The following is a 23,263-nucleotide window of genomic DNA, read 5'->3' on the forward strand; positions in this document are numbered from 1 at the left end:
CCAGATCAAGCAAGTTTTATGCCTTAAATTGTAGCGTTTGCCTAGAGTACCGTAACAACTTTACCCGCGATTGCAGGGTGAATTGCCGGCACTCCAGGCGCGCACTGGGTTCAGAGCCGGAACTCGTGGCCCAGGTAAACCTCTTTGACCAGGTCGTTGGCCAGGATGGTCTCGGCATCGCCTTCGGCGATGAGCCGACCATCATTGACGATATAGGCGGTTTCGCAGATATCCAGGGTTTCGCGGACGTTGTGGTCGGTGATCAGCACACCGATGCCCTTGGCCTTGAGGTGGTGGATGATCTGCTTGATGTCGCCGACGGAGATCGGGTCGACACCGGCAAACGGTTCGTCCAGCAGGATGAACTTGGGGGCGGTCGCCAGCGCACGGGCGATCTCGACGCGACGGCGCTCGCCACCGGACAGGCTCATGCCGAGGTTGTCGCGAATGTGGCTGATGTGGAATTCCTGCAGCAGGCTTTCCAGTTCCTTGCGGCGGCCTTCGCGGTCGAGGTCCTTGCGGGTCTCGAGAATGGCCATGATGTTGTCGGCCACCGACAGTTTGCGGAAGATCGAGGCTTCCTGCGGCAGGTAGCCGATACCGGCGCGGGCGCGACCGTGCATGGGCTGGTGGCTGACATCGAGGTTGTCGATCAGCACGCGGCCCTGCTCAGCCTGGACCAGGCCGACGATCATGTAGAAGCAGGTGGTCTTGCCGGCGCCGTTGGGGCCGAGCAGGCCGACGATCTGGCCGCTGTCGATCGACAGGCTGACGTCACGTACGACTTGCCGCCCCTTGTAGCTCTTGGCCAGGTGCTGGGCTTTGAGGGTTGCCATTTACTCGGCCTTCTTCTTGGGCTGGATCACCATGTCGATACGCTGACGCGGCGAAGTCACGTTGCCACCACGACCGGCGGTCGCCACCTGGGTCTTGGTGTTGTAGACGATCTTCTCGCCTTCGGTGGTGTTGCCTTCGTTCTCGACCTTGGCGCGATCGGTGAGGACCACCATGTCCTTTTGCGCCTGGTACTGGATGGTAACTGCCCAGCCTTTCATCTTGTCCGGCTTGGCTGCGCTCTGCTGCTGCTCGAAGTAGGCCAGGTTGCCCACCGAGGTCACCACGTCGATGTCGCCGGAGGCGGAACGGGTGATGGTCACGGTGTTGCCTTTGATCATCATCGAACCCTGGGTGATGATCACGTCGCCGGTGTAGGTGGCCACGCCCTGCTTGTCGTCCAGGTGGGCGTTGTCGGCCTGGATGCGGATAGGCTGGTCACGGTCATTCGGCAGGGCGAGGGCGCTCGCGCTTCCCAGTGCTGCGCTCAGGCTGAGCAAAAGGGGGAGGGTTTTAACGAGCCTCATACTGTCCTCTTACGTTAGAGAGCAAGTCCATCTTGCCTTCTTTCAAATACGCTTTCATTCCTTTGCCCGTAGTCGTGCCACCGGCGCCGTCGATTCTAACGGCTTGCTCGGTCTGCGCATATTGCTTCTGCGGGAACACGGTCATGCGTGAGCTGGTAATGATGGTTTCGCGCTGTTTTTCGTCGGTGCGGGCAACCCGCACGTTGTCGATCAGTTCAACCTCGCTGCCGTCCGGGTTGACCTCGGCGCGGGTGCTCTGCACGTGCCACGGGAACGCGGTGCCGCGGTACAGGTGCAGGTCCGGCGTGGTCAGCAGGGTGATTTCGCTGGCCTTGAGGTGCTCGACCTTGTCGGCGGTCATTTCGTACTGCAGCTTGCCGTCGGGCAGGAACTGCACGCTGTGGGCGTTGACTGCGTAGTAGTCGATGGCGCTCTTGTCGACCTGCGCTACCGGCTTGTCGAGGAAGCTTTCCGGGCTGACATTCCAGTAGCCGATCGCCACCAGCAGGGCGGCGATCACCGCGAGCAGCGCAATGTTGCGGGCTTTCTTGCTGAACATGGGCAGCCTTACAGGTAGTTGGCGTTGGCAGCGTCCAGGGTGCCCTGGGCCTGCATGATCAGTTCGCAGAATTCACGGGCCGCGCCTTCGCCGCCACGTGCCTGGGTCACGCCATGGGCGTGCTGGCGAACGAAGGGGGCGGCGTTGGCCACCGCCATGCCCAGGGCGACCCGGCGAATCACCGGCAGGTCCGGCAGGTCGTCGCCGAGGTAGGCCACTTGAGCATAGCTCAGGCCCAGTTCGGCGAGCAGGCCGTCAAGCACCACCAGCTTGTCCTCGCGGCCCTGATAAAGGTGCGGGATGCCGAGGTTCTTCGCCCGGCGCTCGACCACCGGGGTCTTGCGCCCGCTGATGATCGCGGTGGTCACGCCCGAGGCCATGAGCATCTTGATGCCCTGGCCGTCGAGGGTATTGAAGGTCTTGAATTCGCTGCCGTCCTCGAGGAAGTACAGGCGCCCGTCGGTGAGCACGCCGTCCACGTCGAACACTGCCAGCTTGATGTGCTTGCCGCGTTGCATGAGGTCCTGGTTCATTCCATCGTTCCTTTACATTACGCCGGCGCGCAGCAGGTCGTGCATGTTCAGGGCGCCGGTCGGGCGGTCCTCGCGGTCTACCACTACCAGGGCGCCGATCTTGTGGTCTTCCATGATTTTCAGTGCCTCGGCCGCGAGCATGTCGGCGCGGGCCGTCTTGCCGTGCACAGTCATGACCTGGTCGATCAGGGTGGTGTGGACGTCGATGTTGCGGTCCAGGCTGCGGCGCAGGTCGCCGTCGGTGAAGATCCCGGCCAGCTTGCCGTCGGCTTCGACGATCACGGTCATGCCCAGGCCCTTGCGGGACATTTCCAGCAGGGCGTCCTTGAGCAGGGTGCCGCGCGGCACCTGGGGCAGGTCGTCACCGGCGTGCATCACGTTCTCGACCTTCAGCAGCAGGCGGCGGCCCAGTGCCCCACCCGGGTGCGAGAAGGCAAAGTCCTCGGCGGTGAAGCCACGGGCCTCGAGCAGGGCGATGGCCAGGGCGTCGCCAAGTACCAGCGAAGCGGTGGTGGAAGAGGTGGGGGCCAGGTTGAGCGGGCAGGCCTCTTGCTCGACGCGCGCGTCGAGGTTGACCTCGGCAGCCTGGGCCAGGGGCGAATCCGGATTGCCGGTCAGGCTGATCAGCTTGATGCCCAGGCGCTTGATCAGCGGCAGCAGGGTGACGATTTCGGCGGTGCTGCCGGAATTCGACAGGGCCAGGATGACATCATCGCGGGTAATCATGCCCATGTCGCCATGGCTGGCTTCGGCGGGGTGCACGAAAAACGCCGGCGTACCGGTGCTGGCGAGGGTGGCGGCGATCTTGTTGCCGATGTGCCCGGACTTGCCCATGCCGACCACGACGACCCGGCCCTTGCTGGCCAGGATCAGTTCGCAGGCCTTGACGAAATTGTCGTCGATGCGCGCCAGCAGGGCCTCTACGGCCTCGACTTCCAGGCGCAGGGTGCGTTGGGCGGATTGGATCAGCTCGCTGGATTGGCTCATGTCGAAAAAGCAATGCCTGATGAAAAGGCGGCGATTATAGCTGCAATGAAAGAAACCCTCACGCTTTCGATTGCCCTGGCGAATCTCGCGCCAGCCTGTCACCGGGCTGAACGACTCGTTAGCCGACCTTGGGGCGGCGCGGTCAGCGGTGCTATAGTTCGCCGCTATTCGGCCTGCCAGGGGCGCGTGTGCCTTCCAGATGGAGGCCGGCGTCCATTAGGACGAGGCTGCATCAGCAAGGAGTCTAGATGAGTGTGGATAGCGCCTACGCGGTCGAGTTGAAGGGGGTTACCTTCAAACGCGGTTCGCGCAGCATTTTCAGCAACGTCGACATTCGCATCCCGCGCGGCAAGGTCACCGGTATCATGGGGCCATCGGGGTGCGGCAAGACCACGTTGCTCCGTCTGATGGGCGCGCAGTTGCGCCCTTCCAGCGGTGAGGTCTGGGTTGCCGGGCAGAACCTGCCGACGCTGTCGCGCAGCGACCTGTTCGACGCCCGCAAGCAAATGGGGGTGCTGTTCCAGAGCGGCGCGCTGTTCACCGACCTCGATGTGTTCGAGAACGTCGCGTTCCCGCTGCGCGTGCACACCCAGCTGTCGGACGAAATGATCCGTGACATCGTGCTGATGAAACTGCAGGCCGTGGGCCTGCGTGGCGCCATCGACCTGATGCCGGACGAACTGTCCGGCGGCATGAAGCGCCGCGTGGCGCTGGCCCGGGCGATTGCCCTGGACCCGCAGATCCTCATGTACGACGAACCGTTCGTCGGCCAGGACCCGATCGCCATGGGGGTGCTGGTGCGCCTGATCCGCCTGCTCAACGATGCGCTGGGTATCACCAGCATCGTGGTCTCCCATGACCTGGCGGAAACCGCCAGCATCGCCGACTACATCTATGTGGTGGGTGACGGCCAGGTACTTGGCCAGGGGACCCCTGACGAGCTGATGGGGTCGGACAACCCGCGCATTCGCCAGTTCATGAAAGGCGACCCGGACGGTCCGGTACCTTTCCATTTTCCCGCGCCTGACTACCGCGCCGACCTGCTGGGGGCGCGTTGATGCGCAGAAAATCCTTACTCGAACGTGTGCGCCTGCTCGGGCGTTCGGCAATCGACGTGCTGGCGGTGCTGGGGCGTTCCTGCCTGTTCCTGTTCCATGCCCTGATCGGCCGTGGCGGTATCGGTGGCGGATTCCAGCTGCTGACCAAGCAGCTGTACTCGGTGGGTGTGCTGTCGCTGGCGATCATCGTCGTGTCCGGGGTGTTCATCGGCATGGTGCTGGCGCTGCAGGGCTACAGCATCCTGACCAAGTACGGCTCGGAGCAGGCCGTGGGGCAGATGGTGGCCCTGACCTTGCTGCGTGAACTGGGCCCGGTGGTGACCGCCTTGCTGTTCGCCGGCCGCGCCGGCTCCGCGCTGACCGCTGAAATCGGCAACATGAAGTCCACCGAGCAGCTGTCGAGCCTGGAAATGATCGGCGTCGACCCGCTCAAGTACATTGTCGCACCGCGCCTGTGGGCCGGTTTCATCTCGCTGCCGTTGCTGGCGCTGATCTTCAGCGTGGTGGGCATCTGGGGTGGCTCGTGGGTCGCCGTGGACTGGCTGGGCGTCTACGAGGGCTCGTTCTGGGCCAACATGCAGAACAGTGTTTCGTTCACCGACGACGTGCTCAACGGGCTGGTCAAGAGCCTGGTATTCGCCTTCGTCACGACCTGGATCGCCGTATTCCAGGGGTACGACTGTGAGCCCACCTCAGAAGGGATCAGCCGTGCCACCACCAAGACCGTGGTCTATGCCTCGTTGGCTGTGCTGGGTCTGGACTTTATTCTGACCGCCTTGATGTTTGGAGATTTCTGATGCAAAACCGCACCCTGGAAATCGGTGTCGGCCTGTTCCTCCTGGCCGGGATCCTGGCGCTGCTGCTGCTGGCCCTGCGTGTCAGCGGCCTGTCGGCCAGCCCGAGCAGCGATACCTATAAAGTTTATGCGTACTTCGACAATATCGCCGGTTTGACGGTCAGAGCTAAAGTGACCATGGCCGGTGTGACCATCGGCAAGGTTACCGCCATCGACCTGGACCGTGATTCCTATACCGGTCGGGTGACGCTGCAGCTGGACAAGTCGGTGGATAACCTGCCGGTCGACTCCACTGCCTCGATCCTGACCGCTGGGTTGCTGGGCGAGAAGTACATCGGCATCAGCGTGGGCGGTGAAGAGCAGGTGCTCAAGGATGGCGCGACCATCCATGACACCCAGTCGGCCCTGGTGCTGGAAGATCTGATTGGCAAGTTCCTGCTCAACTCCGTTGGCAAGGAACCGAAAGAAGCGCAACCGGCTAATTAAGGAGTTTCCATGATTTCGATCCTGCGACGTGGCCTGCTGGTCCTGCTGGCGGCCTTCCCCCTGATGGCAATGGCCGCGCAGTCGCCGCACGACGTGGTGCAGAGCACCACCACCGAGCTGCTGGGCGAGCTCAAGGCCAACAAGGAGCAGTACAAGACCAACCCGCAAGCTTTCTACGACACCCTTGACCGGATCCTTGCGCCCGTGGTCGATGCCGACGGCATTTCCAGAAGCATCATGACCGTCAAGTACTCGCGCAAGGCCACGCCCGAGCAGATGCAGCGCTTCCAGGAAAACTTCAAGCGCAGCCTGTTCCAGTTCTACGGTAACGCGCTGCTGGAGTACAACAACCAGGGTATCGTCGTAGACCCGGCCAAGGCCGATGACGGCAAGCGCGCCAGCGTCGGCATGAAGGTCACCGGCAACAACGGTGCCGTCTACCCGGTGCAGTACACCCTGGAAAACCTGGCTGGCGAGTGGAAGGTGCGTAACGTGATCGTCAACGGCATCAACATCGGCAAGCTGTTCCGCGACCAGTTCGCCGACGCCATGCAGCGCAACGGTGGCGACCTGGACAAGACCATCGACGGCTGGGCCGGTGAAGTGGCCAAAGCCAAGCAGGCCGCCGACAACTCCCCGGAGAAGACCGTCAAATGAGTGAGGCTGCCGTAAGCATGGCCGAGCCGGGCGTGCTGCGCCTGGCCGGCGTGCTGGACTACCGCAGCGGGCCGCTCCTGCGCAAGCAGGGCAAGGCGCTGATCGGCGCCTGCGGCGAGGCGCAGGTAGTGCTCGATTGCGCGGCGGTGCAGCGCTCCACCAGTGTCGGCCTGTCACTGCTGCTGGCCTTCATGCGTGATGCCCAGGCCGCTGGCAAGGGTTGTCAGGTGCGCAACATGCCCGACGACATGCGCGAAATTGCCGAGGTCTATGACCTCGACGAAGTGCTGGCAACCTGATGGCGTGACAGGAATGATGGCCCCTCGGTCAGTGAAGCCCTCGTTGGGCTTCGCAGGCGAGGGGCTTTTTTGTATGATGGCCGACCCGTGCGCATCGGGCGCCGATTGAGGTTGAGCATGCAGGCCGTAGAAGTTAAAAGCTTCCTTGAAGAGAAATTGCCGGGTTCCCGGGTCGAAGTTGAAGGCGAAGGCTGCAACTTCCAGTTGAACGTGATCAGCGACGAGTTGGCTGGCCTGAGCCCGGTCAAACGCCAGCAGGCGATCTATGCTCACCTGAATCCGTGGATCGCCAATGGCAGCATCCATGCGGTAACCATGAAATTTTTCAGCAGCGCAGCCTGGGCTGAGCGCACCTGAGCCAACGTGGCGGCGAGATTCCAATGGACAAACTGATTATTACTGGCGGCGCTCGCCTTGATGGCGAGATCCGCATTTCGGGCGCGAAGAACGCAGCCCTGCCGATCCTGGCGGCGACCCTGTTGGCCGACGGCCCGGTCACCGTAGGCAACCTGCCGCACCTGCACGACATCACCACCATGATCGAGCTGTTCGGGCGCATGGGCATCGAGCCTGTGATCGACGAAAAGCTGGCGGTGGAGATCGACCCGCGCACCATCAAGACCCTGGTCGCGCCGTACGAGCTGGTGAAGACCATGCGCGCCTCGATCCTGGTCCTGGGCCCGATGGTCGCCCGCTTCGGCGAGGCCGAGGTGGCCCTGCCTGGCGGTTGCGCCATTGGCTCGCGCCCGGTCGACCTGCACATCCGTGGCCTCGAAGCCATGGGCGCCAAGATCGAAGTCGAGGGCGGCTACATCAAGGCCAAGGCGCCTGAAGGTGGCCTGCGCGGTGCGCACTTCTTCTTCGACACCGTCAGCGTGACCGGTACCGAGAACATCATGATGGCCGCAGCCCTGGCCAAGGGCCGCAGTGTGTTGCAGAACGCCGCGCGCGAGCCGGAAGTGGTCGACCTGGCCAACTTCATCAACGCCATGGGCGGCAAGATCCAGGGCGCGGGTACCGACACCATCGTCATCGATGGCGTCGAGCGCCTGGCCTCGGCCAACTACCGCGTGATGCCAGACCGTATCGAGACCGGTACCTACCTGGTTGCCGCTGCCGTGACCGGTGGCCGCGTCAAGGTCAAGGACACCGACCCGACCATCCTTGAAGCTGTTTTGGAAAAACTCAAGGAAGCCGGCGCCGACATCAACACCGGCGAAGACTGGATCGAGCTGGACATGCATGGCAAGCGGCCGAAAGCCGTCAACCTGCGTACCGCCCCGTACCCGGCATTCCCGACCGACATGCAGGCGCAGTTCATCTCGCTCAACGCCATTGCCGAAGGCACTGGCGCGGTGATCGAGACGATCTTTGAAAACCGCTTCATGCACGTCTATGAAATGCACCGCATGGGCGCGCAGATCCAGGTCGAAGGCAACACCGCAATCGTCACTGGCGTGAATACGCTCAAGGGCGCCCCGGTCATGGCCACCGACCTGCGTGCGTCGGCCAGCCTGGTGCTGTCGGCACTGGTTGCCGAAGGCGATACCCTGATCGATCGCATCTACCACATCGACCGTGGTTACGAGTGCATCGAAGAGAAACTGCAGATGCTCGGCGCGAAAATCCGTCGCGTACCGGGCTAATTATCTGCCTGGCACATCCTGTGGGAGGGGGCATGCCCGCGAAGAAGCCTCCGCGGTGCATGGCACCGGCTATGCCGGTGTTCGCGGGCTAGCCCGCTCCCACAGGCTGGGCCTGATGAATTGAATGCGGTCGGGCCCATGGCCCGGCCGGCAGTAGCCGCTTGAGGACCGACGTTCCAATGTTGACCATCGCGCTTTCCAAAGGCCGTATTCTCGACGATACCCTGCCGCTGCTGGCGGAAGCCGGCATCGTGCCGACCGAGAACCCGGACAAGAGCCGCAAACTGATCATCCCCACCACGCAGGACGACGTGCGCCTGCTGATCGTGCGTGCCACCGACGTGCCGACCTATGTCGAGCATGGTGCCGCCGACCTGGGTGTGGCCGGCAAGGACGTGCTGATGGAGTATGGCGGCCAGGGCCTGTACGAGCCCCTGGACCTGCAGATTGCCCGTTGCAAGCTAATGACTGCCGGCGTGGTCGGTGCAGCCGAGCCCAAGGGCCGTCTGCGCGTGGCTACCAAATTCGTCAACGTAGCCAAGCGCTATTACGCCGAACAGGGCCGTCAGGTCGACATCATCAAGCTGTACGGCTCGATGGAGCTGGCACCGCTGATCAACCTCGCCGACAAGATCATCGACGTGGTCGACACCGGCAATACCCTGCGTGCCAACGGCCTGGAGCCCCAGGAACTGATCGCCACGATCAGCTCGCGCCTGGTGGTCAACAAGGCCTCCATGAAAATGCAGCACGCCCGTATCCAGAGCCTGATCGACACGCTGCGCCAAGCAGTCGAGTCGCGACACCGCGGTTGACTCCTGCGCGCGACCTTCGCTGTCGCGCCCGTCTATCCGCTTCATAGCCTTTTTTCTCGGGTGCCCGCGCGGATCGACTGGTAGCCTAGGGCGCCTGAGCATTCGCCAATAATCGAGGCCCTCGCCATGACCGTGTCCACTGCAATTGCCCGTCTCAACGCTGCTGATCCGGATTTCGCCCGACATCTGGATCATCTGCTGAGCTGGGAAAGTGTGTCCGATGACGCGGTCAACCAGCGCGTGCTCGACATCATCAAGGCTGTGCGCGAGCGCGGCGATGCGGCGCTGGTGGAGTTCACCCAGCGTTTCGATGGTGTTGATGCCAAGTCGATCGACGACCTGATCCTCAAGCGCGACCGCCTGGAACTGGCCCTGACCCGCATCACCCCGGCCCAGCGCGAAGCCCTGGAAAAAGCCGCCAACCGTGTGCGCCTGTACCACGAGCGGCAGAAGCAGGACTCCTGGCAATACACCGAAGCCGACGGCACCGTGCTCGGCCAGAAGGTCACCCCGCTGGACCGCGCCGGCCTGTACGTGCCGGGCGGCAAGGCGTCGTACCCGTCGTCGGTGCTGATGAATGCCATCCCGGCCAAGGTTGCCGGCGTGGCCGAAGTGGTCATGGTGGTGCCCACCCCGCGTGGGGAGGTCAATGAGCTGGTGCTGGCGGCGGCCTGCATCGCCGGGGTCGACCGGGTGTTCACCGTCGGTGGCGCCCAGGCCGTTGCGGCGCTGGCCTACGGTACCGAGAGCGTGCCGCAGGTCGACAAGATCGTCGGCCCGGGCAACATCTACGTCGCCACGGCCAAGCGCCACGTGTTCGGCCAGGTAGGCATCGACATGATCGCCGGCCCATCGGAAATCCTCGTGGTGTGTGACGGCCAGACCGACCCGGACTGGATCGCCATGGACCTGTTTTCCCAGGCCGAGCACGACGAAGACGCCCAGGCGATCCTGGTCAGCCCGGACGCCGCTTTCCTTGACCGCGTTGCCGCCAGCATCGACAAGTTGCTGCCGACCATGGAGCGTGCCGCGATCATCGAGAAATCGATCAATGGCCGTGGCGCGTTGATCCAGGTGCGTGACATGCAGCAAGCCATTGAAGTGGCCAACCGTATCGCGCCGGAGCACCTCGAACTGTCGGTGGCCGACCCGCAGGCCTGGCTGCCGCAGATCCGCCACGCGGGCGCGATCTTCATGGGCCGCCACACCAGCGAAGCGCTGGGTGACTACTGCGCCGGCCCCAACCACGTGCTGCCCACTTCCGGCACCGCGCGGTTTTCCTCGCCGCTGGGGGTGTATGACTTCCAGAAGCGTTCGTCGATCATCTTCTGCTCCGAACAGGGCGCGTCCGAACTGGGCCACACCGCTTCGGTCCTGGCCCGTGGCGAATCGCTGACCGCCCACGCCCGTAGCGCTGAATACCGTATCCTGACCCAACAGAAGGGGAACTGAGCATGAGTCGATTCTGGAGCCCCTTCGTCAAGGACCTGGTGCCTTACGTGCCGGGCGAGCAACCCAAGCTGGCCCGCCTGGTCAAGCTGAACACCAACGAGAACCCCTATGGCCCATCGCCGAAGGCGCTGGAGGCCATGCGTGGCGAGCTGAACGACAACCTGCGCCTGTACCCGGACCCGAACAGCGACCGCCTGAAGCAGGCGGTGGCCGAGTATTACGGCGTGACCCCGGCGCAGGTGTTCGTCGGCAACGGCTCCGACGAGGTGCTGGCACACATCTTCCACGGCCTGTTCCAGCACGCTCGCGGCCCGTTGCTGTTCCCCGACGTCAGCTACAGCTTCTACCCGGTGTACTGCGGCTTGTATGGCATTGCGTTCGAGCAGGTGGCGCTGGATGAGCAGTTCCAGATCCGCATTGCTGACTACCACAAACCCAACGCCGGGATCGTTTTCCCCAACCCTAACGCGCCGACCGGCTGCCTGCTGCCGTTGCAGGCGATCGAGCAGTTGCTGCAGGCCAACCGCGACTCGGTGGTGGTGGTGGACGAAGCCTACATCGACTTCGGCGGTGAGACGGCCATCAGCCTGGTGGATCGCTACGACAACCTGCTGGTGACCCAGACGCTGTCGAAGTCCCGCTCGCTCGCCGGTTTGCGTGTGGGCCTGGCAGTCGGCCACCCGGACCTCATCGAGGCGCTGGAGCGGATCAAGAACAGCTTCAACTCCTACCCGCTTGACCGTATGGCGATCGTGGGCGCTGCGGCTGCCTTCGAGGACAAGGCCTACTTCCAGGCCACCTGCCGCAAGGTGATCGACAGCCGTGAAGCGCTGGTGGAACAGTTGGTCGGCAAGGGCTTCGAGGTATTGCCATCGGCGGCCAACTTCATCTTCGCTCGCCACCCCGAGCAGGATGCCGCACAGCTGTCGGCGCGCCTGCGTGAGCAGGGCGTGATCGTGCGTCACTTCAAGCAGGAACGCATTGCCCAGTTCCTGCGTATCACCATTGGCACGCCGGAAATGAACCAGGCGTTGCTCGATGCGTTGAACTGAACCGGGGCCCTGCAGGAGTGGAGACATCCGCTCCTGCAGGGCCGGCCCGATCAGTACCTGATTTCCTCGATATTCAATAGCGCGCTGGCTGGCCGGGTGCGCACTGCGACCGGCGTGCCATCAAGTTCGAGCACGTAGTCGTTGGCCTGGCGCATGCCTTCGGGATCGGTCCACTGCTGCAGGTAAGCCTGCGCATTGGCGACGACCTGGCCATTCTTGTGAATGATCACGGTCCCTGGCGAGTCGCTGTTCCACAACAATTTGCCTTCGGCTTCGATGGCCCGTGCCTTGCGTACCCCTGTAGCGCCCAGCAGCGGCGTACCGTCGAGCAGCCATTCCGGCAGCAGGTCGAGCCCCATGTGCCTGAGCACGGTCGGGGCCACCGATGTCTGCGCTGCGTAGCCATACAAGTTGTTGGGGCCCGGGTTGTCTCCGGGAATGCTGGGTTGGGTCAGCTCTTCATTCAACGGCTTGTTGCTGGCAATGAACACCGTCTTTTCCTGCTCGGTCACACCGCCATGGCCAATGCCCCAGTAATCCCGACCGTGGTCAGTGCAGACAATCACCAGCCAATCCTCCTGCGGGTTCTGGGTCATGCGCTGTTCCACCTTGTCCAGCAGGCGCCCCAGGCGCCCGTCAGCTTCGCGCAGGGCTGCCTGGTAGGCCGGCCCGAAGCCACTGGCGTGGCCGGCCTGGTCGGGTTCGTCGAGCTGAATGAAGGTGAAGTCGGCCGGGGTATTGCCCAGTATCTCCAGGGTTCGCGCGGTGACCTGTTCATCATTCAGGCCGCTTTCGCGCAGGTTGTTGCCCTGCGCGTCCACCAGCAGATAGGCAGTGTTGATCGGCGACCAGTTGACGATGCTGGCAATGTAGGCGTTTGGCCGCGCATCGCGTAGCCGCTTGAACAGGCTGGGGAACTCGGGAGCGATGCGCAAGGTTTCGGAATTGGAAATCACCTTGTGCTTGTTGGCCCAGACACCTGACAACAGGGTGATCCACCCCGGGCCGCTGACCGTGGCCTGCTCGCTGGCCCGCCCGGTTATGCCGCCGGCATAGGCCTTGCCATAGAACAGGCGCTTGTGCAGGTTGGTATCGGCGCCCAGCTGTTCGTAGTGCTGAAGTTGGACGCCGTCCATGCCGATGATCAGCGTCTTCGGTTGCGTTTGCAGCGGTTTGACGTCGCAGCCATTGACCAGCAGCGCAGCCAGCAGCAGGGCGGTCCAGCGTAGGGCTCTAATGATCGACATAAGTCATGCCTTGATGAGGTCGGGCTCAAGCGTTGCAACAACCCCGCGCGCTGACAACTGGTAGAAATGCCAGTTGAATTGCCGCGCGCAAGTCTTTCCATTAAGCTCCACGAATTCATCGGATGATTGGTTGAGTGAAATGAGCAGCGAATTGACCAGGCGCTCACTGGTCGAACTTGCCGTCGAGCGCATGCGCGAACGCATCCTCCAGGGCGACTGGCAAATCGGCCAACGTCTGCCCACCGAACCGGTGTTGGCCGTGGAGCTGGGCATCAGCCGTAATACCGTGCGCGAGGCCATGCGCGTGCTGGCATTCAGCGGCCTGGTGGAAATTCGCCAGGGCGATGGCAGTTACCTGCGCACCGCCCAGGATCCGCTGCAGGCCGTGCAGGCGATGTCACGCTGCTCACCTGAACATGCCCGTGAAACCCGGCACATTCTGGAAGCAGAGGCTATCGGCCTGGCCGCGCTGCGGCGTACCGATGCCGACCTGCAGGCGTTGCGTGATGCCCTGGCGGTCAGTGCCGGGCATTTTCATGGCGATGTTGCAGCCTACGTGGCCTGCGACCTGGTGTTTCACCAACGGCTGGTCGATGCCGCCCACAACCCGGCACTCAGCGAGTTGTACCGCTACTTTTCCGGGGTGGTGGCTGCCGCGCTGCAGCACAACATGACCACCGTTCCGCGCTGCCAGGCCACGTTCGACCTGCACGGGCAGATTCTCGAGGCCATCGAGCAACGCGACGCGGAGCGGGCCAAGCGCCTGAGCCGTACCCTCATCGAATCCTGACCCGAGAACGCCATGGCTGAATCCATCACCCGTAACACCCCGCCACCTGAGCGGGAACTCGATGAGCTGCTGATCGATGCCGAGGCTGACGACGAGCAGGTCCAGCAGCAGCCCGTGCTGCTGCGGCGGCCGTGGCTGCTGTTGCTCGGCCTGGTGCTGGTGGCGCTGAACCTGCGCCCGGCGTTGTCGAGCATGGCGCCAGTGCTTGGGCAGGTGTCCGCGGGCCTGGGGCTGAACGCCTCGCTGGCTGGCTTGCTGACCACCTTGCCAGTGTTGTGCCTGGGTTTGTTCGCCCCGTTGGCGCCAGTGCTGGCGCGTCGCTTCGGCAGTGAGCGGGTGATCCTCGGCATCCTCGCCAGCCTGGCGCTGGGCATCGTGGTGCGCAGTAGCTTCGGTGCTATCGGAGTGTTCCTCGGCAGCCTGGTGGCCGGGGCCAGCATCGGCATCATCGGCGTGCTGTTGCCGGGTATCGTCAAGCGCGACTTCCCGCAGCACGCCGGCACGCTGACCGGCGTGTACACCATGGCGCTATGCCTGGGCGCGGCCATGGCAGCGGGGGCCACCGTCCCTCTGGCGCAGCACTTCGACGGCAGCTGGGCGCTGGGGCTGGGCTTCTGGGCGCTACCGGCGCTGCTGGCCATGCTGGTCTGGCTGCCCCAGGCCCGCCAGGGGCATGGCTTGCACAAGGTGGCCTATCGCGTGCGTGGCCTGTGGCGTGATCCCTTGGCCTGGCAGGTGACCTTGTACATGGGCCTGCAATCGTCGCTGGCCTACATCGTGTTCGGTTGGTTGCCGTCAATCCTGATTGGTCGTGGCCTGAGCCCGACCGAGGCGGGGTTGGTGCTGTCGGGGTCGGTGATCGTGCAGTTGGTCAGTTCGCTCAGTGCGCCGTGGCTGGCCACGCGCGGCAAGGACCAGCGGCTGGCGATCGTGCTGGTCATGCTGACCACCCTGGCCGGCTTGTTCGGTTGCCTGTATGCGCCGCTTGCCGGGCTGTGGGGCTGGGCGGTACTGCTGGGCCTGGGGCAGGGCGGTACCTTCGCCCTGGCGCTGACCTTGATCGTGCTGCGTTCGAAAGACGCCCATGTCGCGGCCAACCTGTCGAGCATGGCCCAGGGCGTGGGCTACACCTTGGCGTCGATGGGGCCGTTTGCGGTGGGCTTGGTGCATGACCTGAGCGGTGGCTGGGCCGCCGTGGGCTGGATTTTTGCCGTGCTGGGGGTTGGCGCCATCGTGTTCGGGCTGGGGGCTGGGCGGGCTTTGCATGTGCAGGTGACCAGCGAGAAGGTTTGACGGTGAACCTTGCCAGTACCGGCTTCTTCGCGGGTACTGGTATAAGCCTGTGGGGCAGATTATCGTGCAGCTTTCCACCCCAGGACGGACCACCCCTCATGAGCGACGCCAACCGCGAACTCATCACCCGCTTCTACCAGGCCTTCCAGCGCCTTGACGCCGAGGCCATGGTGGCCTGCTACAGCGACGATATCGTCTTCAGCGACCCGGTATTCGGTACCTTGCGCGGCAAGGACGTGGGCGACATGTGGCGGATGCTCACTACCCGGGCGAAGGATTTCACCCTGACGTTCGACGGCGTACGCGCCGATGAGCGCAGTGGTGGCGCACACTGGGTCGCCACCTACCTGTTCAGCCAGACTGGCCGCACCGTGGTCAACGATATCCAGGCACGTTTCGTGATCCGCGATGGGCTGATCTGCCAGCATGACGACACCTTCGACCTGTGGCGCTGGTCGCGGCAGGCGCTGGGTGTTCCGGGGCTGCTGCTTGGCTGGTCGCCGCTCGTACAGAACAAGGTACGCCAGCAAGCGTTCAAGGGCTTGCGGGCGTATCAGCATGCTCAGGGCAGCGCCACGGCCTGATCACTGTCGTGGTAGCTGAATATGGCACGCCCGTTGGCCGTGTCCGGTAGCCGAATACGAATCACCGGGATGAAACTGCCATACGTCGGGTGCCAGTCCTTTTGGTCGGCCTGAGCCTGCTGCAGCGCAGCGTACTCGCCCTCGATGTGGAAAAACGACTGGATCGGCAGGCGACTGGCGCTCGCCTCGTCCCAGGCGCCAATCACCACTTCGTTCCAGGGGAACGGCAGCTCGCGGCCGAACAGTTGTTTGGCGCGCAGGCTTTGATGGAAGGCCTCGGCCCGTTCCGGCACCCGCGCGCGGCGGATGTCGAAGGCGCATTGGCGTTTATAATCCTCGCTCTGCCTGAAGCGCGCCATCCATTGCTCGGCAGTGAACACCCCCTGTTCATGGCAGGCTGCCTCGGTTTCGGCCGTTTGCCGGTTATCGCCGCAACCCCGACTGTCGCGTTCCCAGGTGTCGCCGTCGGTGGGCCAGGCGCACAGCATCTCGTAGCGTAGGGAGCCTTGCGGGCGTTGCAGTATCGGGTACAGGGTGAAGCCACTGCGGCCATCGGCAGCCAGCCGGGTGGTGGGGATATCGCTGCGCAGGTAGGAGAACGATACGCCGCCCTTGTCCTTGCTGTTCTGGCTATGATGCCAGGTATGGTAATGCGGTGACGGCTTGGTCGAGCGAAGCAGCACACCCGAGCAGGCGTGGGCAGGTACGGCTCTGCCCTCGCACTGGGCAGGGGTGGCGTCGTAGTTGTCTTGCATCTGTCTGGCGGTTTCCACGCCAGTCGATGCCTGTGTGGCGAATGCAGCCACAAGCAGTGCTGCACCCAAGCCGATGTGGGGAAGCGAATCAAGCATGATGAAGCCCTCGATGAGTGGGCTCACCAAACTAATGATGAAAAGAGCAGGCGTCGTGAGTGAACAAGTGCCGGATCAGGCAGTGAAACCCTGGTATGTCTACCTGGTACGGGCTGCCAATGGTTCGTTGTATTGCGGCATCAGCGATGATCCGCAGCGGCGCTTTCTGGCCCATCAGAAAGGGCAGGGCGCACGTTATTTCAAGACCAGCCCGGCCCAGGCGCTGGTGTATATGGAGCAATGGCCGGACAAGGGCGAGGCGTTGCGCCAGGAACGGCTGGTGAAGCGCCTGCGCAAGTCGGCGAAGGAGGCGTTGGTGGCCGGCTATGACAGCGCTTCGTCGCCCTAGGCTCTGTACGAAAAGCCTTGATACTTGTTCATGCTGCGTTGAAAACAGCCTCGGAATGCTCATGTACTCCAGTACACTCCGCTTCCTCGGCTGTTTTCGCCTTGCCTGACCTGCGTCTCAAGACTTTTCGTACAGAGCCTAGGGTCGCTTCGCGATGGGGCTGCGCAGCAGCCCCTTGGGCCATCAGTCCTTGCGCCGCTTCAGCTGGTCCACCAGGGTGGTCGGCAGCCCCTTGATGATCAAGGTCCCGGCCGCTTCGTCATATTCCACCCTGTCCCCCAGCAGATGCGCTTCGAAGCTGATCGACAGCCCCTCGGCACGCCCGGTGAAGCGACGGAACTGGTTGAGGGTGCGTTTGTCCGCGGGGATTTCCGGTGACAGGCCGTAATCCTTGTTACGGATGTGGTCGTAGAACGCCTTCGGTCGGTCCTCGTCGATCAGGCTGGACAGCTCTTCCAGGGTCACTGGCTCGCCCAGCTTGGTCTGGGTGGTGGCGTAGTCGACCAGGGTCTGGGTTTTTTCGCGGGCGGACTCCTCCGGCAGGTCTTCGCTCTCGACGAAGTCACTGAAGGCCTTGAGCAGGGTGCGGGTTTCGCCCGGGCCGTCGACACCTTCCTGGCAGCCGACGAAATCGCGGAAGTAGTCGGAAACCTTCTTGCCGTTCTTGCCCTTGATGAACGAGATGTACTGCTTGGAGTTCTGGTTGTTCTTCCATTCCGACAGGTTGATGCGCGCCGCCAGGTGCAACTGCCCGAGGTCAAGGTGGCGCGAAGGCGTCACATCGAGTTCGGCGTTCACCGCCACGCCTTCGCTATGGTGCAGCAGGGCGATCGCCAGGTACTCGGTCATGCCTTGCTGGTAATGGGCAAACAGGATGTGGCCGCCGGTGGACAGGTTGGATTCTTCCATGAGCTTTTGCAGGTGCTCCACGGCCACGCGGCTGAAGGCGGTGAAGTCCTTTTCCTGGTCCAGGTACTGCTTCAGCCAGCCGCTCAGCGGGTAGGCACCGGACTCACCGTGAAAGAAGCCCCAGGCCTTGCCTTGCTTGGCGTTGTAGCTGTCATTGAGGTCGGCCAGGAGGTTTTCGATGGCATCGGAGGCGGCCAGTTCGGAATCGCGGGCATGCAGCACGGCGGGGCTGCCATCGGGCTTTTTGTCGATCAGGTGAACGATGCAATGACGGATTGGCATGGAATTCTCGGCGGGCTGCAAAAGGTGCCAAGTTTACCCCAGACGCCAGGTGATGCAGTGGCCGGATGTTGGCAGAAATGCCGGTTGTTCGTTTTTTGTGCAAATTTGTGCGTTCGAGGCTAAAACCCCCGAAAAACCTGCATTTAATCGAAGTGCGCAGCGGATATTTATCCGTTCCTGTGGTAGCTTTGCGCGGTCTTGCGCCCAGCATGTGGCGCATTGCTGGCAACGTGCTGCCGGCGTGTCGAACCAAACGCCGATTTGCGTATCTACATACGCGATTGGCGCGGCCCTCCACTTTCAGGGGCTGGCCCGATAACGTCGTTAGTCCGCTGCATAACCATCGAATTTGATAGGGAAGGAACACCACCATGGCATTGACCAAAGACCAACTGATTGCCGACATCGCCGAATCGATCGCCGCGCCAAAAGCCACCGCCAAGAACGCTCTGGAGCAACTGGGCCAGATCGTTGCCGACCAGCTGGAAAACGGCGCTGAAATCACTCTGCCAGGCATCGGCAAGCTGAAAGTCACCGAGCGTCCTGCCCGTACCGGCCGCAACCCGTCGACTGGCGCTGCCATCGAAATCGCTGCCAAGAAAGTCGTCAAGTTCGTTCCAGCCAAAGTGCTGACCGACGCCATCAACAAGTAATTGTTGAAGCTTTGACGAAACCGCGCCCGGCTTGCCCGGGCGCGGTTTTTTCATGCCTGTTGTCTACGCCGGGCGTGCCAGGCCTGGCGTGCCGCCTCGTCGAGGAAGCTCCAGGCGACCATGCGGCTCTGTTTCTGCCCCTGGCCCATTTCGGCGATGCGTACGGCCTTGGCGCCGGCCTTCTTCAGCGCGGCCTCGATCCCTGGCAGGTTGCTGGCCTTGGACACCAGGCTGGTGAACCACAGCACCCGTTCTGCGTACTGCACGCTTTCGCCAACCAGCTGGGTGACAAAGCGGATCTCGCCGCCCTCGCACCACAGTTCATTGTTCTGGCCACCGAAGTTCAGCACCGGCAACTTGCGCTTGGGGTCTTGCTTGCCGAGGTTCTTCCACTTGCGCTGGCTGCCGCGCGTGGCTTCGTCGCGCGAGGCGTGGAAGGGCGGGTTGCACAGGGTCAGGTCAAAGCGTTCGTCCTCTTGCAGCAGGCCGCTGAGGATGTGGGCACGGTTGGCCTGCTGGCGCAGGGAGATGGCCTTGTCGAGGCGGTTGGCCTGGACGATGGCCTTGGCCGAGGCCAGGGCCACCGGGTCGATGTCCGAACCGAGGAAGCGCCAGCGGTAGTCGCTGTGGCCGAGCAGCGGGTAGATGCAGTTGGCGCCGACGCCGATGTCCAGTACGCGAACCTGCGCGCCCTTGGGGATCTCGCCGGCATTGTCGTCGGCCAACAGGTCGGCGGCCACGTGGAGGTAGTCGGCGCGGCCGGGGATCGGCGGGCACAGGTAGTCGGCCGGGATGTCCCAGTGCTGGATGCCGTATTGGGCCTTGAGCAGGGCGCGGTTGAATACCCGTACGGCTTCGGGGTTGGCGAAGTCGATGCTGGGCTTGCCGTAAGGGTTGGTGATGGTGAAACGCGCCAGCTCGGGGAGGGCCTTGATCAGGCTGGGGAAGTCGTAGCGGCCCTGGTGGCGGTTGCGCGGGTGCAGGGTGGGTTTGTTCGGGGTCATGGCAGTGTCCAGCCCTATACGAGCGGTGGCTGATAGAGCCTGGGGCTGCTGTGCAGCCCTTTCGCGACACAAGGCCGCTCCTGCAGGATAGCGGCGCCCTTCAAACCGGCGCCGTCCCTGCAGGAGCGGCCTTGTGTCGCGAAAGGGCCGCACAGCGGCCCCAGCTGTTTCTCTAGTGATTAAAGCGCCGCAATCCGCGCGTGCTGCTCGGTGAAGTTGGCCAGGGCCTGTTCGGACTCGGCCAGCTTGGCGCGTTCCTTCTCGATCACCGCAGGCGGAGCCTTGTCGACGAAGGCAGCGTTGGACAGCTTGCCGCCCACGCGTGCCACTTCGCCTTGCAGGCGCTGGATTTCCTTGTTCAGGCGCGCCAGCTCGGCATCCTTGTCGATCAGGCCGGCCATCGGTACCAGCACCTGCAGGTCACCAACCAGGGCGGTGGCCGACAGCGGGGCTTCGTCGGCATCGCTCAGCACGGTGAACGATTCGACCTTGGCCAGCTTCTTCAGCAGCGCTTCGTTTTCCTGCAGGCGACGCTGGTCGTCGGCGTTGGCGTTCTTCAGGAACAGCGGCAGCGGCTTGCCCGGGCCGATGTTCATCTCGGCGCGGATGTTGCGCAGGCCGACCATCAGCTCCTTGAGCCATTCGATGTCGCCTTCGGCGGCCGGGTCGATGCGGCTTTCATTGGCCACCGGCCATGGCTGCAGCATGATGGTCTTGCCGCTGATGCCCGCCAGCGGCGCGATGCGCTGCCAGATTTCCTCGGTGATGAACGGCATGAACGGATGCGCTAGGCGCAGTGCCACTTCCAGCACGCGCACCAGGGTACGGCGGGTGCCACGGGCGCGCTCGACCGGTGCGTTTTCGTCCCACAATACCGGCTTGGACAGTTCCAGGTACCAGTCGCAGTACTGGTTCCAGATGAACTCGTACAGTGCCTGGCTGGCCAGGTCGAAGCGGAACTGCTCCAGCTGGCGGGTCACTTCGGCTTCGGTGCGCTGCAGCTGCGAGATGATCCAGCGGTCGGCCAGCGACAGTTCGACGGCCTCGCCGTTCTGGCCGCAGTCCTCGCCCTTGTCCAGCACGTAACGGGCGGCGTTCCAGATCTTGTTGCAGAAGTTGCGGTAGCCTTCGACGCGGCCCATGTCGAACTTGATGTCGCGGCCGGTGGAGGCCAGCGAGCAGAAGGTGAAGCGCAGGGCATCGGTGCCGTAGCTGGCAATACCTTCAGGGAACTCGGCCTTGGTCTGCTTGGCGATCTTCTCGGCCAGCTTCGGCTGCATCATGCCGCTGGTGCGTTTTTCCAGCAGGGCGTCGAGGGTGATGCCGTCGACGATATCCAGCGGGTCCAGCACGTTGCCTTTGGACTTGGACATCTTCTGGCCCTGGCCGTCCCGCACCAGGCCGTGCACGTACACGGTCTTGAACGGTACCTGCGGGGTGCCGTCTTCGTTCTTGATCAGGTGCATGGTCAGCATGATCATGCGCGCAACCCAGAAGAAGATGATGTCGAAGCCGGTCACCAGCACATCGGTGGAGTGGAACTTCTTGAGGAATTCGGTCTGCTCCGGCCAGCCCAGGGTGGAGAAGGTCCACAGCCCGGAACTGAACCAGGTGTCGAGCACGTCGTCGTCCTGGCGCAGGGCAACGTCGGCGCCCAGGTTGTGCTTGGCGCGCACTTCTGCCTCGTTGCGGCCGACATAGACCTGGCCGGCCTCGTCGTACCACGCCGGGATACGGTGGCCCCACCACAGCTGGCGGCTGATGCACCAGTCCTGGATGTCGCGCATCCAGGAGAAATACATGTTCTCGTACTGCTTGGGCACGAACTGGATGCGGCCGTCTTCCACGGCAGCGATGGCAGGTTCTGCCAACGGCTTGGTGGAGACGTACCACTGGTCGGTCAGCCACGGCTCGATGACGGTGCCCGAACGGTCGCCTTTCGGCACCTTCAGGGCGTGGTCGTCGATGCTCACCAGCAGGCCCTGGGCGTCCAGGTCGGCGACGATCTGCTTGCGCGCGACGAAGCGGTCGAGGTTGGCGTACTGGGCGGGCAGGCGGGTGTCGACCTGCTCGTTGACGCTGCCGTCGAGGTTGAAGGCCTGGGCGCTGGCCAGCACGAAGGCGTTCTTGTCGAAGATGTTCAGCAGCGGCAGGTTGTGGCGCTTGCCGACTTCGTAGTCGTTGAAATCGTGGGCCGGGGTGATCTTCACGCAACCGGTACCGAACTCGGGATCGCAATAGTCGTCGGCGATGATCGGGATGCGACGGCCGACCAGCGGCAGTTCGACGAACTTGCCGATCAGCGCCTGGTAGCGCTCGTCGTTCGGGTTGACCGCTACCGCGGCGTCACCCAGCAGGGTTTCCGGGCGGGTGGTGGCGACGACCAGGTAATCCTTGCCTTCGGCGGTCTTGGCGCCATCGGCCAGCGGGTAGCGCAGGTTCCACAGGTGGCCCTTCTCGTCGTGGTTTTCCACTTCGAGGTCGGAGATGGCGGTGTGCAGCTTGGTGTCCCAGTTGACCAGGCGCTTGCCGCGGTAGATCAGACCGTCCTCGTGCAGGCGCACGAAGGCTTCCTTGACCGCTTCGGACAGGCCGTCGTCCATGGTGAAGCGCTCGCGGCTCCAGTCTACCGACGAGCCCAGGCGGCGGATCTGGCGGCTGATGTTGCCGCCGGACTGGTCCTTCCATTCCCAGACCTTTTCCAGGAACTTTTCGCGGCCCAGGTCATGGCGGTTCTGGCCCTTGGCCTCGAGCTGGCGCTCGACCAGCATCTGGGTGGCGATACCGGCGTGGTCGGTGCCGGGCTGCCACAGGGTGTCGCGGCCTTGCATGCGGCGGAAACGGATCAGGGCATCCATGATCGCGTTGTTGAAGCCATGGCCCATGTGCAGGCTGCCGGTCACGTTCGGCGGCGGGATCATGATGGTGTAGGACTCGCCTGCACCTTGTGGGGCGAAATAATTCTCGGACTCCCAGGTGTTGTACCAGGAAGTTTCGATGGCGTGCGGCTGGTAGGTCTTATCCATGCGCGGCGGGACCCTGTGCATTTATTCGGGAAAGCCGGGAAGTATAACCAAGCTGGGGGCCGCAGGCGACAAGCTGCTGACAACTGACGGAACCGTGGCGCCTGCTTCGCGGGCACGCCCGCTCCCACAGGTACGTGCATGTCTCGAAGCTTGCACCGTACCTGTGGGAGCGGGCGTGCCCGCGAAGCAGGCGCCGCTGATACCCGGTTTACTCGGAACGCTTGATCAACCGCTCGATCCGCGCATCCAGCCGGCGTTTGATCTCGTTCTCGATATGCGGGGTAAAGTCGTTGATCACGTCCTGCATGATCATCTGCGCCGCCGCGCGCAGTTCGCTTTCCAGGTGCAGCAGGGTGTCCTGGCGCCGCGTCTGCGGGTCGTCCACGGCCTCGGGTTCGGCCGTTGCGGCAGCCGCTGCGGTAGTGTCGGGCGCTGCTTCCAGCAGCAAGGGGATCTGTTCGACCGTCTCGGTCAGCAGTGGCGGTTGCAGGTCGGCATCGCCAAGCAACTGGCGGATCGACTCGAGGTCATCGAGCAGATGGGCGGAATCGGGTAGCGGGGAGGGTTTGTCCAT

Annotated in this window: 26 protein-coding genes; 15 read left to right on the forward strand and 11 right to left on the reverse strand. The window is 63.3% G+C overall.

Features of this window, described 5'->3' with window-relative positions:
- Positions 1 to 110: 110 nt before the first annotated feature.
- From lptB to HG549_RS04930, 5 genes are read right to left on the reverse strand one after another with little or no spacing between them, the layout of a single operon-like run.
- Positions 111 to 836, reverse strand: a complete 726-nt coding sequence (lptB, locus tag HG549_RS04910) for an LPS export ABC transporter ATP-binding protein (RefSeq protein ID WP_012270657.1) — start codon at positions 834 to 836, stop codon at positions 111 to 113.
- Positions 837 to 1,361 (reverse strand): lipopolysaccharide transport periplasmic protein LptA, encoded by a 525-nt coding sequence (gene lptA, locus HG549_RS04915; RefSeq protein WP_170028407.1) that lies wholly within the window; start codon positions 1,359 to 1,361, stop codon positions 837 to 839.
- On the reverse strand, positions 1,348 to 1,920 hold the full coding sequence (gene lptC / locus HG549_RS04920) for an LPS export ABC transporter periplasmic protein LptC (RefSeq protein ID WP_170028408.1): 573 nt from the start codon (positions 1,918 to 1,920) through the stop codon (positions 1,348 to 1,350). Before lptC ends, lptA begins: the two co-directional genes overlap by 14 nt.
- A gap of 8 nt (positions 1,921 to 1,928) precedes the next feature.
- Positions 1,929 to 2,453, reverse strand: coding sequence for an HAD family hydrolase (locus HG549_RS04925; RefSeq protein ID WP_085623989.1), 525 nt, complete (start codon positions 2,451 to 2,453; stop codon positions 1,929 to 1,931).
- 12 nt (positions 2,454 to 2,465) lie between these two features.
- Positions 2,466 to 3,440, reverse strand: a complete 975-nt coding sequence (locus HG549_RS04930; RefSeq protein WP_170028409.1) for an SIS domain-containing protein — start codon at positions 3,438 to 3,440, stop codon at positions 2,466 to 2,468.
- 248 nt (positions 3,441 to 3,688) lie between these two features.
- Here HG549_RS04930 and HG549_RS04935 point away from each other — a divergent pair, with 248 nt between their 5' ends.
- From HG549_RS04935 to hisC, 10 genes are all read left to right on the forward strand, one after another.
- The gene (locus tag HG549_RS04935) at positions 3,689 to 4,498 is read left to right on the forward strand and encodes an ATP-binding cassette domain-containing protein (protein WP_012270662.1); all 810 of its coding nucleotides are present in this window, start codon (positions 3,689 to 3,691) and stop codon (positions 4,496 to 4,498) included.
- The gene (gene mlaE, locus HG549_RS04940) at positions 4,498 to 5,295 is read left to right on the forward strand and encodes a lipid asymmetry maintenance ABC transporter permease subunit MlaE (protein WP_170028410.1); all 798 of its coding nucleotides are present in this window, start codon (positions 4,498 to 4,500) and stop codon (positions 5,293 to 5,295) included. Before HG549_RS04935 ends, mlaE begins: the two co-directional genes overlap by 1 nt.
- A complete protein-coding gene (mlaD, locus tag HG549_RS04945; RefSeq protein ID WP_170028411.1) occupies positions 5,295 to 5,780 on the forward strand; it encodes an outer membrane lipid asymmetry maintenance protein MlaD in 486 nt (161 codons plus the stop codon). Before mlaE ends, mlaD begins: the two co-directional genes overlap by 1 nt.
- A gap of 9 nt (positions 5,781 to 5,789) precedes the next feature.
- The gene (locus HG549_RS04950; protein ID WP_170028412.1) at positions 5,790 to 6,437 is read left to right on the forward strand and encodes a phospholipid-binding protein MlaC; all 648 of its coding nucleotides are present in this window, start codon (positions 5,790 to 5,792) and stop codon (positions 6,435 to 6,437) included.
- Positions 6,434 to 6,736 carry a lipid asymmetry maintenance protein MlaB gene (locus HG549_RS04955; RefSeq protein WP_170028413.1) on the forward strand — a complete coding sequence of 101 codons (303 nt, stop codon included), beginning with the start codon at positions 6,434 to 6,436 and terminating at the stop codon, positions 6,734 to 6,736. Before HG549_RS04950 ends, HG549_RS04955 begins: the two co-directional genes overlap by 4 nt.
- Before the next feature lie 117 nt (positions 6,737 to 6,853).
- Positions 6,854 to 7,093 carry a BolA family protein gene (locus tag HG549_RS04960; protein WP_003255121.1) on the forward strand — a complete coding sequence of 80 codons (240 nt, stop codon included), beginning with the start codon at positions 6,854 to 6,856 and terminating at the stop codon, positions 7,091 to 7,093.
- A gap of 23 nt (positions 7,094 to 7,116) precedes the next feature.
- Complete coding sequence (gene murA, locus HG549_RS04965) at positions 7,117 to 8,382, forward strand: UDP-N-acetylglucosamine 1-carboxyvinyltransferase (protein WP_170028414.1); 1,266 nt, start codon at positions 7,117 to 7,119, stop codon at positions 8,380 to 8,382.
- A 179-nt stretch (positions 8,383 to 8,561) separates the two neighbouring features.
- The gene (gene hisG, locus HG549_RS04970; RefSeq protein ID WP_051096610.1) at positions 8,562 to 9,197 is read left to right on the forward strand and encodes an ATP phosphoribosyltransferase; all 636 of its coding nucleotides are present in this window, start codon (positions 8,562 to 8,564) and stop codon (positions 9,195 to 9,197) included.
- A 126-nt stretch (positions 9,198 to 9,323) separates the two neighbouring features.
- Entirely contained in the window at positions 9,324 to 10,649 is a 1,326-nt protein-coding gene (gene hisD / locus HG549_RS04975; protein WP_170028415.1) for a histidinol dehydrogenase, read from the forward strand.
- 2 nt (positions 10,650 to 10,651) lie between these two features.
- Entirely contained in the window at positions 10,652 to 11,701 is a 1,050-nt protein-coding gene (hisC, locus tag HG549_RS04980; protein ID WP_170028416.1) for a histidinol-phosphate transaminase, read from the forward strand.
- A 50-nt stretch (positions 11,702 to 11,751) separates the two neighbouring features.
- On the opposite strand, the gene HG549_RS04985 is transcribed toward hisC, so the two are convergent.
- Positions 11,752 to 12,948, reverse strand: coding sequence for an alkaline phosphatase family protein (locus HG549_RS04985; RefSeq protein WP_170028417.1), 1,197 nt, complete (start codon positions 12,946 to 12,948; stop codon positions 11,752 to 11,754).
- Between the two features lie 139 nt (positions 12,949 to 13,087).
- Here HG549_RS04985 and HG549_RS04990 point away from each other — a divergent pair, with 139 nt between their 5' ends.
- The 3 genes from HG549_RS04990 to HG549_RS05000 all read left to right on the forward strand — a co-directional run bounded on the left by HG549_RS04990 (position 13,088) and on the right by HG549_RS05000 (position 15,615).
- The gene (locus HG549_RS04990; RefSeq protein WP_170028418.1) at positions 13,088 to 13,738 is read left to right on the forward strand and encodes a FadR/GntR family transcriptional regulator; all 651 of its coding nucleotides are present in this window, start codon (positions 13,088 to 13,090) and stop codon (positions 13,736 to 13,738) included.
- Positions 13,739 to 13,750: 12 nt separating this feature from the next.
- Positions 13,751 to 15,031 (forward strand): MFS transporter, encoded by a 1,281-nt coding sequence (locus HG549_RS04995; protein WP_170028419.1) that lies wholly within the window; start codon positions 13,751 to 13,753, stop codon positions 15,029 to 15,031.
- A gap of 98 nt (positions 15,032 to 15,129) precedes the next feature.
- Positions 15,130 to 15,615, forward strand: coding sequence for a nuclear transport factor 2 family protein (locus HG549_RS05000; protein ID WP_170028420.1), 486 nt, complete (start codon positions 15,130 to 15,132; stop codon positions 15,613 to 15,615).
- Here the strand turns inward: HG549_RS05000 and HG549_RS05005 are convergent.
- Positions 15,594 to 16,370: a hypothetical protein gene (locus HG549_RS05005; protein ID WP_218576024.1), complete on the reverse strand. Its 777-nt coding sequence runs from the start codon at positions 16,368 to 16,370 to the stop codon at positions 15,594 to 15,596. The genes HG549_RS05000 and HG549_RS05005 overlap by 22 nt on opposite strands.
- Positions 16,371 to 16,521: 151 nt before the next feature.
- Here HG549_RS05005 and HG549_RS05010 point away from each other — a divergent pair, with 151 nt between their 5' ends.
- Complete coding sequence (locus tag HG549_RS05010; protein WP_225931924.1) at positions 16,522 to 16,815, forward strand: GIY-YIG nuclease family protein; 294 nt, start codon at positions 16,522 to 16,524, stop codon at positions 16,813 to 16,815.
- Positions 16,816 to 16,998: 183 nt separating this feature from the next.
- Here HG549_RS05010 and yejK read toward each other — a convergent pair whose 3' ends face one another.
- The gene (gene yejK / locus HG549_RS05015) at positions 16,999 to 18,006 is read right to left on the reverse strand and encodes a nucleoid-associated protein YejK (RefSeq protein ID WP_170028422.1); all 1,008 of its coding nucleotides are present in this window, start codon (positions 18,004 to 18,006) and stop codon (positions 16,999 to 17,001) included.
- Between the two features lie 371 nt (positions 18,007 to 18,377).
- On the opposite strand from yejK, the gene HG549_RS05020 reads away from it, so the two are divergent.
- Positions 18,378 to 18,659, forward strand: coding sequence for an HU family DNA-binding protein (locus HG549_RS05020; RefSeq protein WP_112250800.1), 282 nt, complete (start codon positions 18,378 to 18,380; stop codon positions 18,657 to 18,659).
- 50 nt (positions 18,660 to 18,709) lie between these two features.
- Here HG549_RS05020 and rlmF read toward each other — a convergent pair whose 3' ends face one another.
- The 3 genes from rlmF to HG549_RS05035 form a co-directional block, all read right to left on the reverse strand.
- Positions 18,710 to 19,663, reverse strand: a complete 954-nt coding sequence (rlmF, locus tag HG549_RS05025; protein ID WP_170028423.1) for a 23S rRNA (adenine(1618)-N(6))-methyltransferase RlmF — start codon at positions 19,661 to 19,663, stop codon at positions 18,710 to 18,712.
- 179 nt (positions 19,664 to 19,842) lie between these two features.
- Complete coding sequence (locus HG549_RS05030) at positions 19,843 to 22,689, reverse strand: valine--tRNA ligase (protein WP_170028424.1); 2,847 nt, start codon at positions 22,687 to 22,689, stop codon at positions 19,843 to 19,845.
- A gap of 208 nt (positions 22,690 to 22,897) precedes the next feature.
- Entirely contained in the window at positions 22,898 to 23,263 is a 366-nt protein-coding gene (locus HG549_RS05035) for a DNA polymerase III subunit chi (RefSeq protein WP_170028425.1), read from the reverse strand.

It is taken from the genome of Pseudomonas sp. SK (genome assembly GCF_012975065.1).
Taxonomy (GTDB): Bacteria; Pseudomonadota; Gammaproteobacteria; order Pseudomonadales; family Pseudomonadaceae; genus Aquipseudomonas; species Aquipseudomonas anuradhapurensis.

Bases quoted from the DNA above. Each gene is read 5' to 3' on its own strand.
- yejK (WP_170028422.1), bottom strand. From the start codon at position 18,006: ATGCCAATCCGTCATTGCATCGTTCACCTGATCGACAAAAAGCCCGAT.
- murA (WP_170028414.1), top strand. From the start codon at position 7,117: ATGGACAAACTGATTATTACTGGCGGCGCTCGCCTTGATGGCGAGATC.
- mlaD (WP_170028411.1), top strand. From the start codon at position 5,295: ATGCAAAACCGCACCCTGGAAATCGGTGTCGGCCTGTTCCTCCTGGCC.
- HG549_RS04960 (WP_003255121.1), top strand. From the start codon at position 6,854: ATGCAGGCCGTAGAAGTTAAAAGCTTCCTTGAAGAGAAATTGCCGGGT.
- hisC (WP_170028416.1), top strand. From the start codon at position 10,652: ATGAGTCGATTCTGGAGCCCCTTCGTCAAGGACCTGGTGCCTTACGTG.
- HG549_RS04950 (WP_170028412.1), top strand. From the start codon at position 5,790: ATGATTTCGATCCTGCGACGTGGCCTGCTGGTCCTGCTGGCGGCCTTC.
- hisD (WP_170028415.1), top strand. From the start codon at position 9,324: ATGACCGTGTCCACTGCAATTGCCCGTCTCAACGCTGCTGATCCGGAT.
- HG549_RS05030 (WP_170028424.1), bottom strand. From the start codon at position 22,689: ATGGATAAGACCTACCAGCCGCACGCCATCGAAACTTCCTGGTACAAC.
- HG549_RS04925 (WP_085623989.1), bottom strand. From the start codon at position 2,453: ATGAACCAGGACCTCATGCAACGCGGCAAGCACATCAAGCTGGCAGTG.
- HG549_RS05005 (WP_218576024.1), bottom strand. From the start codon at position 16,370: ATGCAAGACAACTACGACGCCACCCCTGCCCAGTGCGAGGGCAGAGCC.
- HG549_RS04985 (WP_170028417.1), bottom strand. From the start codon at position 12,948: ATGTCGATCATTAGAGCCCTACGCTGGACCGCCCTGCTGCTGGCTGCG.
- hisG (WP_051096610.1), top strand. From the start codon at position 8,562: ATGTTGACCATCGCGCTTTCCAAAGGCCGTATTCTCGACGATACCCTG.
- HG549_RS04995 (WP_170028419.1), top strand. From the start codon at position 13,751: ATGGCTGAATCCATCACCCGTAACACCCCGCCACCTGAGCGGGAACTC.
- HG549_RS05020 (WP_112250800.1), top strand. From the start codon at position 18,378: ATGGCATTGACCAAAGACCAACTGATTGCCGACATCGCCGAATCGATC.
- HG549_RS04955 (WP_170028413.1), top strand. From the start codon at position 6,434: ATGAGTGAGGCTGCCGTAAGCATGGCCGAGCCGGGCGTGCTGCGCCTG.
- HG549_RS05000 (WP_170028420.1), top strand. From the start codon at position 15,130: ATGAGCGACGCCAACCGCGAACTCATCACCCGCTTCTACCAGGCCTTC.
- HG549_RS04930 (WP_170028409.1), bottom strand. From the start codon at position 3,440: ATGAGCCAATCCAGCGAGCTGATCCAATCCGCCCAACGCACCCTGCGC.
- HG549_RS05035 (WP_170028425.1), bottom strand. From the start codon at position 23,263: ATGGACAAACCCTCCCCGCTACCCGATTCCGCCCATCTGCTCGATGAC.
- mlaE (WP_170028410.1), top strand. From the start codon at position 4,498: ATGCGCAGAAAATCCTTACTCGAACGTGTGCGCCTGCTCGGGCGTTCG.
- lptC (WP_170028408.1), bottom strand. From the start codon at position 1,920: ATGTTCAGCAAGAAAGCCCGCAACATTGCGCTGCTCGCGGTGATCGCC.
- lptB (WP_012270657.1), bottom strand. From the start codon at position 836: ATGGCAACCCTCAAAGCCCAGCACCTGGCCAAGAGCTACAAGGGGCGG.
- HG549_RS04935 (WP_012270662.1), top strand. From the start codon at position 3,689: ATGAGTGTGGATAGCGCCTACGCGGTCGAGTTGAAGGGGGTTACCTTC.
- HG549_RS04990 (WP_170028418.1), top strand. From the start codon at position 13,088: ATGAGCAGCGAATTGACCAGGCGCTCACTGGTCGAACTTGCCGTCGAG.
- rlmF (WP_170028423.1), bottom strand. From the start codon at position 19,663: ATGACCCCGAACAAACCCACCCTGCACCCGCGCAACCGCCACCAGGGC.
- lptA (WP_170028407.1), bottom strand. From the start codon at position 1,361: ATGAGGCTCGTTAAAACCCTCCCCCTTTTGCTCAGCCTGAGCGCAGCA.